We start from the raw sequence: 16,219 nt of genomic DNA, 5'->3' as shown, positions 1-16,219 counted from the left end.
AAGCGGACGCCGCCTAAGAGGTCTTTTTTATTTTTGTTTTTTATTTTTGTTTTTTTCTTTTTTCTTTTCAGGCTTGGTGACTTCCAGCGTTTCGATGATCTTCCCGGCATTGTAATCCCCAAGTTCACTTGAGAACTCTTCCTCCAGCACCTTTTTATTCATAGGCTTTTTATGATTTTGCATGTCTCTGCTATGACGGTTTTTCTTCACAACTACATGCCTCCCTGCTGGCCCTGTTTGGAATTGCGGTTTGCCCCTCTAAAATTGGGGTCGTCATGATATTGTGTCTTATATGAATTGGGGTCCATGCTCTCGGTAGGTGTATTGTTATTTTTAATGGCTTCATTCACTTCAGCTTTACGCTTCATACGAATCCTCCTCGCCAGTTTTCAGACATTTTAAGATGCAGGAGCGTAAATTGCACCTGTCGAAGTTAGGTTCTCCAACTGAACAGGAGGCACACATCTTTTTTTTGGCAATCAAAAAACACCGCAAAGTATGCGGTGTTTTGCCTATCCGATAATCACTCTTTCTTTCGGATAGTGATAGTTCGCTTCAATTTCCTTTCTTCCGATCAGATACAGGAAGGTTAGGATGCCGATTCGCCCGATAAACATGACAATCATAATGACGCATTTTCCAACACTGCTCAAATCTGCCGTAATTCCAAGCGACAGGCCGGTTGTACCGAATGCCGAGCACACTTCAAACAAAAGCTCCAGCAGGGAATGTTTTTCTGTAATGGTCAGAATGAGTGTCGCGCCAAAAACGAGCAGGATCGCCATCATCGTGACAACAAGCGACTTCATCAAGTCAGCAGGGTGAAGCTCCCGTTTGAATACCTTTACGGCCTTATTGCCGCGGGCAAAATGAAACAGCGCAAGAAGGTTCAAAGCAAAAGTCGTTGTCCGTATGCCTCCCCCGACTGAGCTTGGCGACGCTCCGATAAACATCAGCGCACAAATAAAAAAGAGTGTGGAATCTGATAATTGGCTGATATCGATTGTTGCCAGTCCCCCGCTTCGGGTTGCCGTTGATTGAAACAGGGACAAAAACAAAATATCATGCCATGATTTTCCTGCGAACGCATGGTTTGCTTCCAGGGCAAAGATGCCAATGGCTCCAAACAAGACAAGTGAGCCGAACGTAATCGTCGTGATCTTTGTAAAAAGCGTAAATGGATAACGCCGATGCTTTGAAAACAGGAAATCCTTTACTTCAACAAGCACGGGAAATCCAATCGCTCCAAATATAATTAAAAGCATTGTAATAAACTGCACAAAGTAATCGTGGCGAAATGGAATCATCGAATTACCGGTAATATCAAATCCGCCGTTTGTCGTTGCACTGATACTGGCAAAAAATCCGTGTAAATAAGCTTCCTGATAGGAGTCATAGTAGGTTAAGAAATATGTGCCGAGAATCAGCCCGCCAAAAAATTCAATCCACAAGATCAGAAACAGTACCTGCTTCATCAGATTGACAATTCCTGAAAACTGGGATTGGTTTTGATCAACCATAATCAGCTTCCGTTCTTTCAGCCCGATACGTTTTCCCATGATCAGCCAAATGAATGTTCCGAGCGTCATAATTCCGATTCCGCCAAATTGCAGAACAAATGCTAATATAAAAATCCCTATTGTGCTGAATGTATCAGCTGTATCAACTACCGTCAGCCCCGTTACGCTGACTGAACTGACAGCTGTAAAAAGCGCATCAATAAACGTCCAATCCGCCCCCGGTTTATGGGCCGCCGGCAAACTCAGCAATATAACGGCCACAGTAACTGCAAGAAAATAATATAATGCGATCAGCTGGGCCGGTGACAAGGCCTGTATCAATTTTCCAAACTTTAATCTCATGTAAAATCCTTCTGCCTCTCTTTTTAAGTACGGTAATTATTCTAAAGATATTAGGTCCATTTTTAAAGGCTTTTACGAAACATTTTCTTAACTTGCTTATTTTTTATGATTTTAGTCAATGGATAAAATAAAAAACCTCTGAGAATTCTCTCAGAGGAACAATGTGTTTGTATTATTTAGCTTCCAGCCGCCTGATTCGCTCATCTAAATCAGGGTGAGTAGAGAAAAGCGAAGAGCGCTTCTTGCCATTAATCTTTAACGTTTGGACAGCTGTCTGATCGTCTTCCATAATCCGGGAAGAATAACTTTTAAGCGTCCGCAGCGCATGAATCATCTTGTCCTTGCCGGCAAGATCCGCTCCTCCCCTGTCAGCATGGAATTCACGATGGCGTGAATACGCAAACACAACCAGGCTGCCAAGTATCGAAAAGACAATCTGAAAAATAATCATTGCAATAAAATGAACGATCGGCGCTAGATCTTCTTTGACAAAACGGCTTGCAATCCAAGCGGCAATACGCGATAAAAAGACGACAAAGGTATTAACGATACCTTGTAAAAGCGTCATTGTTACCATATCACCATTTGTGATATGCGCGACCTCGTGGGCAAGCACACCTTCAACCGCTGCGTCATCCATCTGCTCCAGCAGCCCTGACGATACTGCGACAAGTGAACGGCGTTTTGACGGTCCAGTCGCAAACGCGTTTACTTCAGGTGAACGGTAAATCCCGACTTCCGGCATTTTCGTTAAACCGGCAGAGCGGCTTAATCTGTGAACACGATCAACCAATTGCTGTTCCTCATAGCTGAGCGAGTGTTTTTTCGGATTCAGCACTCTGACGCCCATCATCGTCTTTGCCATCCATCTGGACATCGCAAGAGACGTAAAGGAACCGACAAATCCAACGACTAAACTGAACACAAGAAGCGCCATTGGATCGATACCGCCATCAGCTGTAAAGTACGTCCCGACTCCTGTAACAGAGCTTAAAACAGACAAAACGATCCCGATTGTTGTAAGCACCAAAATATTCGTTAGAATAAACAGAAAAATTCTTTTCGCCATAACAACCTCCGTTATTTTAAGTTCAAAAGAACCCGTATATTTAAATTATAAAACATCCATTTGAAAATGCAAGGAATTCGACGTATGATGTTAATGTAATTTGCTGACGCTTGAACTTTGAATATATACATAGACCTATATCCGCGTCAAATTGTTTAAAGAGGTGAACAATGAACATTTTTAAACTCTCTCGAACCGATATGGTGCGGCTGCTCTATTCCCTAAAAGGACAAGGAGAACATAGCCCGCTCGACATTCTCGTCCAATCAGCGAACATGTCAGCAGAAAAAGCAGCCAATCATCTAGAAATTCCTGAATTTCTTACAAGATATGAACGAAAAAAACAGAAAAAAGAATACGGACTGTCTACAAATGAAATCGTAGAGCTTGGCAACTTATGCGAGCTGACTTCGTTAAAGTCAACCGCAATTCAAAACTGGGTAAAGCGTGATATCAAAGATCTGATCGGACACCCTGAGCTGGGCAAAAAATACTCAGTTGAACAGGCAGTTATTCTTTTAATTGTACGTGATTTAAAATCCATTTATGACTTTGAACACATACGGGCTATTTTAAAAGTGGCCTTTAACACAATCTCAGACAGATCTGATGATGTCATCAGCCCGATTGCTTATTATGAAAGCTGCGCATATGTGCTTGATGCCATCCATCACCAAGATACTCCTTCTATGAAAGAATCAAATCTGCAGGAGATCGCCGAACAGGAGACAGAGCGTCTCCGTCACCGTTTTGAAGAACTGAATGACAGCCAATGGCTTAAAATCAGACAAATTATCGCCATTACAGTCCTCTCCATTTTGACGTTCCATATTCAGGCAACCGCACATAAAATGACAGCAGACATTCTATAGTCTGCGTCACCTCGGCTTAGAGGCCGGGGTTTTATTTTTCTCCACAACAATTGCCAGCATAAATAAACCCCGTATATTTCAAACTAAATACGCGTTAAGAATTTCTTTATCGAAAAAGGAGATGAAAAAGATGGCGAGCAGAAATAAACTCGTTGTTCCAGGGGTGGAGCAGGCACTAGACCAATTTAAACTCGAAGTGGCTCAAGAATTCGGTGTGAACCTTGGTTCTGATACAGTCGCACGCGCTAACGGCTCTGTAGGCGGAGAAATGACAAAGCGGCTGGTACAGCAAGCACAATCACAATTAAATGGCACAACTAAATAAATTCAGGTCTTTATTCGCCGGGGGCACTCGGCGAATCTTCATTTTGAGCTGAATGATTATCACTGCTGTAGCCGTTTGGATTACGTCGGTCTGAAGCGTTATCCCTTCTGGACGAAGAACGGTTCTTGCCTTGTTCACCATTGTTCCAGTCCCTGTGATATTGGCTTTGACCCTTGTCAGCGCCGTTATTTTCATTTCCTTTATCTTGAGGATCTTGTATTGGGGTTTGCTCATGGTCCCCATCTTTTTCGGTATTTGTATTTTCATCTGATTCCTTTATTTTTTTATCTTGGTCACTATCATCAATCTGGTCATCCGCTTTCTCTTCTTTCTGGTCTCCGGAATCCGCATCATTCAGCTGTTCATTATCTCCTTGCTTGCTGTCCTGGGTGTCAGTTTGATCGGTGTTTTCATCCTCATTTTCATCACTCTTTTGATCCTCTTCCCCGGATGGTTTGCTGGAGTCATCTTTTAAATCTTTATTGTCATTCTTTTCATTTGATTTGATGTAGCTGCCTGTTGAGACGCCTTCTTTCTTCGCTTTTTCCCTCGTTTGCATATCTGACTCGAGAGATTCCATGCGGTATGTCGTTTTATATTTTTCAGTCACATCATTCAGCTGTTTTTTCACAGCCTTTTTATATGTATTGTCTTCTGTGTTTTCATAAACAGTGGAAATCAATATTTCTTTCGATTTCTTTACATACCCGTGTTCACTGCAGTCGGTTATAATATCGTCAATCACCTTTTTAAAATCAGTCTTCTCCCAATCATCTATATCATTCACGACTTTCTGTCCCTCATCGTTTAGAGGCGTCAGTTCAATCACTTCATAATCGCTGTTTAACGCCATTTCGACGCTTGGATTGATATCAATTGTCATATACGCATAGGCCTTATTATTAGAAAAAACGGGGAGAACTATAAAAATAAAGAGCATAATAGCAGTCATCGTAAAAATCCCCATTTTGAAAGGGCGCAGTTTAAAAAAATCAAAAAAGCTGGCCCTTCTGCCCATGCGTGTTTCACTCGGAAGCATGATTTCTTCTCCGATTTCATAGCTGTGTCGATCATTTTTGGCTTTTAAAAATTGTCCGTCAGGGGTCAGCAACGTGACGAATTTTTTATTTTTCTCTACTATAATCCCTCTTCTCATGAGTGCAGCACCCCTTTAAGATAATCTTTTAAATAAATATAATCACCCGTAATGATAATACACATCGCAATAATATATTTTCTGTTTCTCTCAATCGTTTTTCGGCTCACAGAGACAAGCTGTTCAAGCTGTTTGACTGGAAGCTGCTTCTTTGTATACAGGATAGCGGCCAATTCTTCATGTTCAACAAGCGTCATTGCCACCTTTATGGCGTTTTGCCTTGCATCCGTGTGCTTTGGAGAATTTTCAAGCAGTTCTTTAAACGATAAACCATAATCCTTGAGCTGCTTTTGAAAATAGAGGATTTCCTCCCGCCTCTGCTCCTGTTCAATCTGACGACGGTATTCATCAATGGAAAGCTCGGCTTCAATCAGGCTTTGTGATGACTCCTGATCGTCTCCTTCCTGTAAATCGATATTTATATTTTGTGCGCTTCTGGCTTCTTTTCTAATGTAATCAATGACTTTTCTTTTTATAATAAGCTCAGCAAATGCGAGCAGAGAATTTCCTTTTTCAGGTGAATATTTTTCTATAGCTTCATTAAACGCGATCAGTCCAATACTGAACTCATCGTCTTTTTCATCTATATATCGTTTACAAACGGATGAAACCGTCTTTGCGATAAATGGCTTATATTGCTGTATTAATTCATTTTGCAGATCTTTATTGCCTTTTTGTATACTCTCAACAGCTTTTTCAAGTGTTTGCTTCTTTTTTCCCAATTTAAACAAAAGGCTAAGCACTGGTTTCACCTCAGTTCCTCCCTATAACTACTCATTAATGATAGCTAATTTAATAGGGATTCGCAAAGGAGAAAAAGAAATATTGATTTCCAATGTCTCAATTATGACAAACCATTCTGACGTCCTATACATGATTTCGTGCCTTTCTAAAGAATTAAGGGGGTTTTATGCGTGTTTTTTGTAACAAAGATGTTATAAAAATGTTATTTTATTTCGCTTATGAAAACGCTTCAAACACAAAAAGACTCTGCTTTTAAGCAGAGTCTTTCAGATTACGCCCGTTCACGGGTGCTGTTTTTTTGTTCGTTTTGTGCGCCCTCCGGCTGTTTTTTCCCACCTGACATAAACCAGCCGCAAACCGCGATTGCTGCTAAGACACCCCAGAATATCAGCTTCCATGTTCCAGAATGAATAAAGTGCTCAGAAACAACCGCTATGTCGCGATGGGCAAGCGTATATAAAGCAAGCTTCACTCCGACCCAGCCGACAATCACAAAGGCTGCTGTTTCTAGGCTTGGACGTTCCTTTAATAACTTCACAAACATGGAAGCCGCAAACCGCATGATCACCAGTCCGATGATACCGCCGGCCAAAATGACGAGAAATTGTCCTCCGTCAAGTCCGCCGATCTTCGGGAGTGATGTCCCAGGAAGTGTAACCGCCAGCGCTACTGCTGCTAAGATGGAATCAACAGCAAACGCGATATCTGCCAGTTCAACTTTTAAAACAGTCGGCCAAAAACCGCTTTGGTTCGTCTCTTTATGTGTGTCTTCTTTCTTAAATACATATCTTTTCAATAAGTGGCTTGCTGAGATATACAGCAAATAAATCGCGCCAATCGCTTGAACCTGCCATACGTTGACCAAAAATGAAATGGCGAATAAAGAGCCAAATCGCAGAACAAAAGCCCCTGCCAATCCATAAAATAACGCTTTTTTTCTTTTTTCCTCCGGCAAATGTTTTACCATTACCGCCATAACCAGCGCGTTATCGGCGGCTAAAATCCCTTCCAGCCCGATCAAGACGAGAAGAACCCAACCATACTCTAATAATAATGCTGCATCCATAAATGATACCCTCCCAAAAAAGTTGTTTTCTTTCTCTTCATCCGATCTTATGCCGGCCGGACCATGCAAAAAAGACCTTTGCCGACATAAGGCAAAGGTCTTGCTAGACATGAATTCAGGCATGCCAACAAAGCCGATGGATACAATCCATGAAATGACGACTTTGTTTCCGGAAGACATTCCGGACGCTACTCCCCTTTGGGATTTCAAGAAATATGATTTTATACGTCAATGATATGCGCAGCGCAATGATTTGTCAACGCTTATTTTTTAAAAATACAGATAATTGTTCGGAATGCGTGCGTTTCTTCCTCTTTTTCATCAGTAAGTAGAGCAGGAACAGCGCCAAAATCGCTATCCCGATCGGAAGCATATATTGATCAAGAATAGAGCCGACTTCCTTCCAATTTTCACCGAGCTTCACACCGAGATAAACATATACAAATGTAATCGGAAGCATAGCAATGAATGTATAAAGCGAAAACACCCAAACATTCATTTTTGCAATTCCGCACGGTATGGAAATCAATGTCCTGATGCCAGGCAAGAAACGGCCGCTGAAGGCGACAAAGCCCCCATGTTTTTTGAAAAAATTATCTGACTTATCAAGCGCTTCAGGTTTAATAAAGAGATACTTCCCAAAACGTTCAAGAAACGGCCTTCCTCCGTACCGGCCTATCCAATACAGCGTAAGCGGACCGGCCACTCCTCCAAGCGATCCTGCCAAAACAACGCCGGCAAGTGTCATATCGCCTTTAGATACCCAATAGCCCGCAAGCGGCAAGACGACTTCGGCCGGAATAAACTCAATGCTGAGCGCTAGAAATATTCCAAAATAAGATAAGCTTTTAAATGCTTCTATCCATGACATAACCAGCTCTTCGATAGCCACCAACTCCCTTGTTTCATGTTTATGTATCATACATTTTTGTTTTTTCGGAAAACGTCAAGATGATTTTAACACATTTTTCACGGTCAGTTGAACTAAAAATAGATCTCCCTCGTATTTCTATCGTTTTGAAGGCTGAAACTCTGCGGTTAAGCAGCCGATAATAAAGAGAGTCAACAAGACTGGAACACACGATACGGGGGGGGGGAATCTCCATTTGGAAATACACGTTACGTATAATACGACGCTCATATGTTTATCTATTCTAATTGCCTGTACCGCCTCGTATATTTCCCTTGAACTTTCAAGGAAAGTCACCATCAATACAGGCTTAAAAAGTAAAATTTGGCTGATCGGCGGCTCACTTATTATGGGATTCGGTATTTGGTCAATGCATTTTGTAGGGATGATGGCCGTCCATATGGAAATGCCGATGGAATATGAATTCATGCCTTTAATGGCAGCCATTGGCGCATCTGTTTCGGGATCATTTGTGTCATTATATTTTGTCAGCCGGCACATTCTTACATATTACAGACTGCTTACCGGATCAGTTGTGCTTGGCGCATCTATTGCTTCTATGCACTATATCGGAATGTCTGCCATTTCCCGGGTAATGATTATTTACGAACCGATTTTATTTACAGTTTCAATTATCATTGCGATTGCAGCCTCTTTCGTCTCGTTAAAAATATTCTTTGACTTGGCCGTAAAAAAACATTCTGAGCATCTTATATTCTATAAAGTCGTCAGTTCAATTGTAATGGGCATTGGGATTTCGGGCATGCACTACACAGGGATGCTTGCGGCAACTTTCCATAAGGACATGGCTCCGCCCGGAAGCCATATGGAGGTGCAAACGTTTCATTGGTCAATTTTTGTTACTTTAATTATTTTTTGTATCCAAACGTTATTGTTATTCAGTTCCCATGCAGATCGAAAGTTTATTAAACAGAGCGAACGCATAAAGGATAACGAACAGCGATTTCAGTCTTTAATCGTCCACAATATTGATGCAATTTTTATTTTATCATTAGAAGGAGACATAATATCTTCCAATCACGCTGGTGAGGAAATGATCAGCAAATTTGGCTTCAGCATGCATGACTGGAGGAATTACACATCACTGAAGGTTAAGCGCCTTTTTGAGCAAGTTAAAAAAGATAAACAAGCGATGAACAGCGATAGCGATCTTATCACTGAAAAAGGCCAGTTTCACTTAAATATTACGCTTATACCTGTTGAGGTCAATCAGGAACTAGACAGCATTTATGTCATTTGTAAAGACATGACGAAGCAGTACAAAGCAGAAAAAGAAATCCATAGAATGGCTCATTATGATTCGCTTACAGACTTACCTAACAGAAGGCATGCCATCTCTCATCTAACAAAGGTGCTGAATCGCGAGCATTCCTTGCATTATAACACTGTTGTATTCTTTCTTGACTTAAACCGGTTTAAAGTGATTAACGATGCATTAGGGCATAATGTCGGTGATCAATTGCTTCAGTTTGCAGCTAAACGCCTGTCATCTGTAGTCCCTGATAACGGATTTATCGCCCGTCTTGGCGGTGATGAATTTATTATTATATTAACAGACGCCAATACAGGAACAGGCGAAGCAGATGTTTTAGCAAGAAAAATTATCCAAAAATTCAAAAAACCTTTCAAAATTCAAGATCACACCCTTGTCACATCTGTCAGTATCGGGATTGCGATATCTCCAAAAGACGGGACGGATGGCCTTGAATTGATGAAAAAGGCTGATATGGCGATGTATGCGGCTAAAGAACGAAACAAAAGCAAATACAGATACTATTCTTTTTCAATCGGCAACAAAGAAACCGTTAAGCTTAACCAAGAGATGGTACTCAGAGAAGCAATCGAAAACGATAGATTTGTCTTGCATTATCAGCCGCAATTCAGTGTGAAAAAACAAAAAATGACAGGAGCAGAAGCACTGATACGCCTTGTGACACCAGACGGGCAACTGCGTCCGCCCGGAGAATTCATCGGTGTTGCAGAAGAAACGGGACTTATTATTGATATCGGAAAGTGGATTATAGATGAAGCATGCAAGCAGGCAAGGATTTGGCATGACAAAGGCTATGATCTTTCTGTCGCCATTAATATTTCCGCCAGACAGTTTCAATCTAAAGGTCTGATTCCCCTCATCAAGGATACGCTTAATAAATACCAGCTTCCTCCGCAGCTTCTTGAAGTGGAGGTGACGGAAAGCATGACAATGGACAATCTCGATCACTCCAAAAAGGTTTTGTCATCCCTAACAGAATTAGGAATCAGAATCAGTATTGACGATTTCGGTACTGGTCACAGCTCTCTTAGCTATTTGAAGGACTTCCCGATTCACAGGCTGAAGATTGACAAATCATTTATTGACGATATTCAGACCCATCCTAAATCAGAGCAAATTACCGGAGCTATTATTGCCATGGGGCATCAGCTGTCTTTGCAGGTGATTGCCGAAGGTGTGGAAAATGCAGCTCAAAAGCAGCTTCTTTTTGAAAAAGGCTGCGACCATTTGCAGGGCTTCTTTTTCAGCAGGCCAATACCTCCGGAACAATTCGAACAATTCATTATTGAACAGCCGTCGCAATAACAGCGCCGGCTTTTTTTCACCCATAAGTTACTACACATGAATCGTACTCCTTCTCTTCACACTAAAGAAAAAAAGGGGTTTATCGATATGCATACAATGTGGAAGGGATCGATCAGCTTCGGATTAGTAAACATCCCCATCAAGCTATATGCGGCCACAGAAGATAAAGATATTAAACTGCGCAGCCTCCATAAAGAGGATCACGCACCAATCAAATACGAGAAAGTTTGCACAAATTGCGAAAAAACTCTTAGTCCTGATGAAATTGTGAAGGGATATGAATATGTAAAAGGAAAATATGTAGTGCTGACAGACGAAGATTTAAAAAGCTTAAAACAGGAGCATGAGGAGAAAGCAGTTGAGATTGTTGACTTTGTTCAGCTTCAGGAAATTGATCCGATTTATTTTAACCGCTCCTACTTTGTCGGCCCCGGGGATAATGGGACGAAGGCCTATACCCTGCTGCGTGAGGCGCTGCGCTCAACCGGAAAGATCGGTATCGCCAATATGACAATCAGGTCAAAGCAGCAGCTGGCGATTCTCCGCGTTTATGAAAATTGTATCGTCATGGAGTCTATCCATTATCCCGATGAGGTCAGAAGCGCCGCTCAAGTCCCAGGTGTACCTGATCAATCGAATGTAAACGATAAGGAACTGCAAACTGCTATCACATTAATAGATGAACTGACTGCTAAGTTTGAGCCTGAGAAATATGAAGACACGTACCGACAGGCGCTGCTGCAAAGAGTCAACGACAAGCTAGAAAATAAAGAAACGGCTGTCACTCCTGATAAAGCGCCACCTCGTGAAGATGTCATTGACCTGGTAAGCGCTCTGCAAGCCAGCATCGACAGAACCAGAAGGCCGAACCGGGAGACACCGGCTGCCGCACCTGCACAAGCCGCTGAACCGAAAGGAGCCGGAGATAAAAAACAAAAAACAACTAGAAAAAAAGCCTCCGGCACATCATAGCGCATGGCGTTTACCATGCAGCCGGTCTTAACTTCGTCACCGCCAATCGGAGCAGAATGGCGTTACGAAGTAAAATATGATGGGTACCGCTGTATTCTCCGCATCCATTCTTCAGGTGTGACCTTAACCAGCAGAAATGGTGTGGAGCTCAGCAGCACCTTCCCTGAAATCACACAATTCGCCAAAACTGCCTTTCAGCACCTAGAAAAAGAGCTTCCGCTGACACTTGACGGTGAAATCGTATGTTTGGTGAATCCCTGTCGTGCAGATTTTGAACACCTTCAAGTGCGGGGGCGTTTGAAAAGGCCAGACAAGATTCAGGAATCGGCAAACGCGCGGCCGTGCTGCTTTCTCGCCTTTGATTTGTTAGAGCGAAGCGGAGAAGATGTAACGCTTCTTTCGTATTTGGACCGCAAAAAATCGCTGCGTGAACTCATATCCGCAGCAAAGCTTCCTGCATCTCCAGATCCTTACGCAAAAGAAACCATTCAATCCATTCCCTGTTATGATCATTTTGATCAACTCTGGGAGATGGTAATAAAATATGACGGAGAAGGAATTGTAGCGAAGAAAACAAACAGCAAATGGCTTGAAAAGAAGCGGTCGTCCGATTGGCTCAAATATAAAAACTTTAAACAAGCTTATGTTTGCATAACAGGGTTCAACCCTAACAACGGGTTTCTGACGGTATCGGTGTTAAAAAACGGAATAATGACACCGATTGCCTCTGTCTCGCACGGAATGCGCGATGAGGAAAAAAGCGCTATACGCGAGATTATGGAACAGCACGGACATCAAACACCCTCAGGCGAGTTTAAGCTTGAACCTTCGATTTGTGCAGCTGTTCAATACTTAACAATTCTCCATGGCACATTAAGAGAGGTATCGTTTATCGGTTTCGAATTCCAAATGGACTGGACCGAATGCACGTATGCGCAAGTCATACGACACTCCAAACCGGTTCACCCAAAACTCCAGTTCACAAGCCTGGATAAAATCATATTTAAAAAGAATAAAAAAACAAAAGAAGATTTTATTCAGTATATGATTGAAGTCAGTGACTACCTGCTCCCATTTCTGAAAAACCGGGCTGTCACCGTCATCCGCTATCCGCATGGATCTAGGAGCGAATCATTTTTCCAAAAAAACAAGCCGGACTATGCGCCGGATTTTGTTCAGTCCTTCTATGATGGAAGCCATGAACATATTGTCTGTGAGGATATGTCTACATTGTTATGGCTTTGCAACCAGCTTGCTTTGGAGTTTCACGTTCCTTTTCAAACCATTAAAAGCAGGCGTCCGGCTGAGATTGTCATTGATTTAGACCCGCCTTCGCGAGATGACTTTCTTATGGCCGTGCAGGCCGCAAATGAACTGAAGCGGCTGTTGGATTCCTTTGGCATCACATCGTACCCGAAGCTGTCCGGCAACAAAGGCATCCAGCTTTATATTCCCTTGTCTCCCGAGGCATTTACGTATGAAGAAACACGCCAATTTACGCAGCTGATCGCAGAGTACTGCACCAATGCATTTCCCGAGCTCTTTACCACTGAACGCTTGATTAAAAACAGACACTGCAAATTGTATCTTGATTATTTGCAGCATGCAGAAGGAAAAACGATTATCTGTCCCTATTCGACGAGAGGAAATGAGCTTGGGACTGTTGCAGCCCCGCTCTACTGGCATGAGGTGCAATCATCTTTAACACCCGCTCTGTTTACAATTGATACGGTCATCGATCGAATTAAGAAGCAGGGCTGCCCATTTTTTGATTTTTACCGCAACCCGCAAGACGAACCGCTTAGCGCTATATTGCATCAGTTGAAGAAAAAGAGCTGACTAATGAAGTCAGCTCTTTCCGTGTTTAACTGTACTTTTTTTCTAACCGCTCTTTTTCCTGGCGCTGAAGCGGGCTCAGCTGTTCATTATACAAATCAATATCAATCGCGTATTTCGGCCGTCTTTTCACTTCAGAAAAAATCGTTCCAATATACTCTCCGATGATTCCAATTCCCATCAATTGCAGCCCGCCCAAAAACCAAATGGATATGATAAGAGACGCCCAGCCTGCATTCGTATGGCCGAGCAGCTTTTGAATAAACGCACCAATCCCTGCCACAGCGCTGAGGAAAAACAAAACAAACCCTAAAAGCGTAAAGAATCGAATTGGTGCGACACTGAATGAAGTAATCCCGTTAAAAGCGAAGGATAGCATCTTTTTCAGCGGATATTTCGTTTTGCCGGCAAAGCGTTCCTTGCGGTCATATAAAACTTCGGCCGATTTAAAGCCGATCATGGGGACAATACCTCTTAAAAACAGATTCGCTTCCGGATAACGCTCGAGCTCTTCGAGGGACCTTTTATTCATTAAACGAAAATCAGCATGATTATAAATTAATTTAATCCCAAGCTTATTCATGAGACGATAAAACCCTAACGCGGTCGTGCGCTTGAAAAAGGTATCGGTTTTTCTGCTCCGGCGTACACCGTAAACGATCTCGCAGCCCTCATGATATTTCAGCATAAAATCCCGGATCACAGAGATGTCGTCCTGAAGATCAGCATCGATCGAAATGACGCAGTCTGACCTATTCTTCGCTTTATGCAGTCCGGCTAAAAGCGCTTTTTGGTGGCCGACATTGCAGGCTAATTTTAAGCCGGTAACCTTCTTGTTTCTTATGCTCTCCATAGCAATCAAAGCCCAAGTGCGGTCTTTGCTGCCATCATCGACAAACAGAATTTTACTGTCTTCAGCAATTAATTTTTCTTCAATTAAATCATCTACAACCTCTGTCAGCTGACGGCTTGTTTCTTGAAACACTTCCTCTTCATTGAAACACGGGACGACGATGGTTAATACTGGCTGTGACTGTTTCAATCGATATCCTCCTTATCTTGTTTCATATAAATAAATGCGCCAGGCGGAATCTTTATGGTCAAACGTCTTTACGAGCGCGAGATGGTTTTGTTCAGCATTCATGATCGGAACAGAAGAAAAAATGTACCGTCCGCCCATTTTTTTAAATACATCTGTATTTAATTGAAGGTTGTTGATCGTTTTCTTCGAGTTCTTTTTGAAATCATATCGTTTACCGAGTTCATCGACAAAAAGGTAGCAGCGGCTGCCCCATTCATCAAAGTATTGTTTCAGCCGAGAATTTTTTTCCAGCTCTTTTTCGATGATTTTCCTAAATTCATATTTATATGAAAGCGGATACAGATTGTTATACGTATCTAACGTATAAAACCCGTTATATTGGGCGATAGACGGATGCAGTCCGATGCTCGCCACCCTGTACGAATCCTGCGGACGTCCGATATATTCCTTAATCTCTTTGAATTGCTCCGATGCATAAAACTCCTTGAATGTCGGCGCGTTGTAATGAACGCCATACGTATATTCTTCATTAAAAGGCGCCAACACCATCAGCTGTGCAGCGACTGCGGCGTACACAAGCCATTTCCATCCTTTCCCCATCCGCCAAATGAGATATAAAGCAAGCGCAAAGCTCACGTATATAACAAGCGGCCGAAGAAAATGAAAACGGGCAAAATTAAATTCTGCTAAAAAGGCAAATTTCTGCTTTGGAACAGCCCAAATTTTGTTGAACCAAAACGCATACCATAATGACAATCCGTAATTAAGCACACATAAAAACAGATACACATTTTCTGGCTTTGTCCGATTTCGTTTGAACAGCAGAGCAGCAAATACGACCAGCAGGATCGGAAGGATGACAACGGTATGAACGGTCATCACATGATTATGGCCATAGACAAAGTTTTTTACGGATAGCCGAAGAGAATGCCAAACGTCATGCCTGGATGAGATAAATTCGATACGATGCATCGGTGCGTGTTCAAACAGCATCGAATAGACAAGCCGATATTCAACGAAAAGATAGATACTCGTCATAAATGCAATACTGCCTAAGAACATCAAATTCCATCTTCTTTTTGTAATGGCATCATACAGCCAAAAACACGCCATCCCTGCCAGGAAAAAGAAGAAACCTAGAACAAAGCTTGAGTATAGAGGGAGCAAGCCCAGCGTCAGCCACTCTCTCCATGAGATATCCCCTTTTCGGATATTTAAAAAAGCCCACAGTGCCAAAGGGTACCCAAGCGTACTCAGCATTCCCGAAGGCCAGAACGGTGTTAAGGCAAATGCAAGCGATACGCCAATTCGGATGAAAGCCGCTTTTGGTTCCGGGATTATATGTTTCTTCAGCAGCACATACATTCCAAAAAAAGCGACAACTCTTGTAACCGTCTGGCTTATTGCATAGGCGGTCATGGAAGAAAAGAAAGCATGGAGCCAAACAATTCCGCTCCACTCGGTGCCAAAGGCATCCCGGGGCAGCCCGTTAATGATTTGAGGAATGGCAGCGTCAACCTTGCCGACGATTTCTCCGCTATCGGCCAGAACCTTGTACCAAGCGATGTTGGAATCTAAATTATCGTGGACCCGGATATGGGCATCTTCCTTTAAAATAAAAAGCGGGGATACATACAATAAAAGAAGAAATAATGCGATCCAGAGATAATATGTTTCTTTTTTTTGTTGTCTCATCAATCGTAACATTGCTTACACATCCATTTGTTATTCTGACTCCGTCGGCATGTTCTGCCTCATGTGTCAAA

At 42.3% G+C, this 16,219-nt stretch carries 15 protein-coding genes; 5 read left to right on the top strand and 10 right to left on the bottom strand.

Annotation, left to right across the window (positions count from 1 at the left end):
• Window positions 1–27 precede the first annotated feature (27 nt).
• From MKY10_RS07270 to htpX, 4 genes are all read right to left on the bottom strand, one after another.
• Window positions 28–210 carry a hypothetical protein gene (locus tag MKY10_RS07270; protein WP_015715779.1) on the bottom strand — a complete coding sequence of 61 codons (183 nt, stop codon included), beginning with the start codon at window positions 208–210 and terminating at the stop codon, window positions 28–30.
• A 2-nt stretch (window positions 211–212) separates the two neighbouring features.
• A complete protein-coding gene (locus MKY10_RS07265; RefSeq protein WP_003232510.1) occupies window positions 213–368 on the bottom strand; it encodes a hypothetical protein in 156 nt (51 codons plus the stop codon).
• 144 nt (window positions 369–512) lie between these two features.
• Window positions 513–1,862, bottom strand: a complete 1,350-nt coding sequence (gene ktrD, locus MKY10_RS07260) for a Ktr system potassium transporter KtrD (protein ID WP_003244672.1) — start codon at window positions 1,860–1,862, stop codon at window positions 513–515.
• A 172-nt stretch (window positions 1,863–2,034) separates the two neighbouring features.
• A complete protein-coding gene (gene htpX, locus MKY10_RS07255) occupies window positions 2,035–2,931 on the bottom strand; it encodes a protease HtpX (RefSeq protein WP_003232513.1) in 897 nt (298 codons plus the stop codon).
• A 170-nt stretch (window positions 2,932–3,101) separates the two neighbouring features.
• Here htpX and htpK point away from each other — a divergent pair, with 170 nt between their 5' ends.
• Together htpK and sspD are read left to right on the top strand one after the other, a co-directional pair.
• Window positions 3,102–3,803 (top strand): transcriptional regulator HtpK, encoded by a 702-nt coding sequence (gene htpK / locus MKY10_RS07250; RefSeq protein ID WP_015252224.1) that lies wholly within the window; start codon window positions 3,102–3,104, stop codon window positions 3,801–3,803.
• A gap of 130 nt (window positions 3,804–3,933) precedes the next feature.
• On the top strand, window positions 3,934–4,128 hold the full coding sequence (sspD, locus tag MKY10_RS07245; protein WP_003218568.1) for an acid-soluble spore protein SspD: 195 nt from the start codon (window positions 3,934–3,936) through the stop codon (window positions 4,126–4,128).
• Window positions 4,129–4,138: 10 nt separating this feature from the next.
• Here the strand turns inward: sspD and rsgI are convergent, their stop codons facing one another.
• The 4 genes from rsgI to MKY10_RS07225 form a co-directional block, all read right to left on the bottom strand.
• Entirely contained in the window at window positions 4,139–5,284 is a 1,146-nt protein-coding gene (gene rsgI / locus MKY10_RS07240) for an anti-sigma-I factor RsgI (protein ID WP_015252225.1), read from the bottom strand.
• Complete coding sequence (sigI, locus tag MKY10_RS07235; protein ID WP_003245855.1) at window positions 5,281–6,036, bottom strand: RNA polymerase sigma factor SigI; 756 nt, start codon at window positions 6,034–6,036, stop codon at window positions 5,281–5,283. The genes rsgI and sigI overlap by 4 nt, the downstream gene beginning before the upstream one ends.
• Before the next feature lie 263 nt (window positions 6,037–6,299).
• Window positions 6,300–7,274, bottom strand: a complete 975-nt coding sequence (locus MKY10_RS07230; protein WP_029317706.1) for a TerC family protein — start codon at window positions 7,272–7,274, stop codon at window positions 6,300–6,302.
• Between the two features lie 76 nt (window positions 7,275–7,350).
• Entirely contained in the window at window positions 7,351–8,016 is a 666-nt protein-coding gene (locus MKY10_RS07225; protein WP_024572507.1) for a DedA family protein, read from the bottom strand.
• 184 nt (window positions 8,017–8,200) lie between these two features.
• Here MKY10_RS07225 and MKY10_RS07220 point away from each other — a divergent pair, with 184 nt between their 5' ends.
• Genes MKY10_RS07220 through MKY10_RS07210 form a run of 3 tightly spaced genes read left to right on the top strand, consistent with a single transcriptional unit; the run spans window position 8,201 to window position 13,414 of the window.
• Complete coding sequence (locus tag MKY10_RS07220; protein ID WP_048655227.1) at window positions 8,201–10,603, top strand: bifunctional diguanylate cyclase/phosphodiesterase; 2,403 nt, start codon at window positions 8,201–8,203, stop codon at window positions 10,601–10,603.
• A 36-nt stretch (window positions 10,604–10,639) separates the two neighbouring features.
• Window positions 10,640–11,575: a Ku protein gene (locus tag MKY10_RS07215; protein WP_010886496.1), complete on the top strand. Its 936-nt coding sequence runs from the start codon at window positions 10,640–10,642 to the stop codon at window positions 11,573–11,575.
• Between the two features lie 3 nt (window positions 11,576–11,578).
• The gene (locus MKY10_RS07210; RefSeq protein WP_048655228.1) at window positions 11,579–13,414 is read left to right on the top strand and encodes a DNA ligase D; all 1,836 of its coding nucleotides are present in this window, start codon (window positions 11,579–11,581) and stop codon (window positions 13,412–13,414) included.
• A 25-nt stretch (window positions 13,415–13,439) separates the two neighbouring features.
• Here MKY10_RS07210 and MKY10_RS07205 read toward each other — a convergent pair whose 3' ends face one another.
• Both MKY10_RS07205 and MKY10_RS07200 read right to left on the bottom strand, forming a co-directional pair.
• The gene (locus MKY10_RS07205; protein WP_015252230.1) at window positions 13,440–14,453 is read right to left on the bottom strand and encodes a glycosyltransferase family 2 protein; all 1,014 of its coding nucleotides are present in this window, start codon (window positions 14,451–14,453) and stop codon (window positions 13,440–13,442) included.
• Window positions 14,454–14,465: 12 nt separating this feature from the next.
• Window positions 14,466–16,160 carry a DUF6044 family protein gene (locus MKY10_RS07200; RefSeq protein WP_014479610.1) on the bottom strand — a complete coding sequence of 565 codons (1,695 nt, stop codon included), beginning with the start codon at window positions 16,158–16,160 and terminating at the stop codon, window positions 14,466–14,468.
• Window positions 16,161–16,219: the final 59 nt, after the last annotated feature.

The sequence above is a fragment of the Bacillus sp. FSL P4-0290 genome, from assembly GCF_037975435.1.
Taxonomy (GTDB): domain Bacteria; phylum Bacillota; class Bacilli; order Bacillales; family Bacillaceae; genus Bacillus; species Bacillus subtilis.
Note: the sequence above shows the minus strand (reverse complement) of the source record. Positions and strands in the feature narration are given on the sequence as shown.

Bases quoted from the DNA above. Each gene is read 5' to 3' on its own strand.
- sspD (WP_003218568.1), top strand. From the start codon at position 3,934: ATGGCGAGCAGAAATAAACTCGTTGTTCCAGGGGTGGAGCAGGCACTA.
- MKY10_RS07225 (WP_024572507.1), bottom strand. From the start codon at position 8,016: ATGATACATAAACATGAAACAAGGGAGTTGGTGGCTATCGAAGAGCTG.
- htpK (WP_015252224.1), top strand. From the start codon at position 3,102: ATGAACATTTTTAAACTCTCTCGAACCGATATGGTGCGGCTGCTCTAT.
- MKY10_RS07230 (WP_029317706.1), bottom strand. From the start codon at position 7,274: ATGTCTTCCGGAAACAAAGTCGTCATTTCATGGATTGTATCCATCGGC.
- MKY10_RS07200 (WP_014479610.1), bottom strand. From the start codon at position 16,160: ATGTTACGATTGATGAGACAACAAAAAAAAGAAACATATTATCTCTGG.
- MKY10_RS07215 (WP_010886496.1), top strand. From the start codon at position 10,640: ATGAATCGTACTCCTTCTCTTCACACTAAAGAAAAAAAGGGGTTTATC.
- htpX (WP_003232513.1), bottom strand. From the start codon at position 2,931: ATGGCGAAAAGAATTTTTCTGTTTATTCTAACGAATATTTTGGTGCTT.
- MKY10_RS07210 (WP_048655228.1), top strand. From the start codon at position 11,579: ATGGCGTTTACCATGCAGCCGGTCTTAACTTCGTCACCGCCAATCGGA.
- rsgI (WP_015252225.1), bottom strand. From the start codon at position 5,284: ATGAGAAGAGGGATTATAGTAGAGAAAAATAAAAAATTCGTCACGTTG.
- ktrD (WP_003244672.1), bottom strand. From the start codon at position 1,862: ATGAGATTAAAGTTTGGAAAATTGATACAGGCCTTGTCACCGGCCCAG.
- MKY10_RS07265 (WP_003232510.1), bottom strand. From the start codon at position 368: ATGAAGCGTAAAGCTGAAGTGAATGAAGCCATTAAAAATAACAATACA.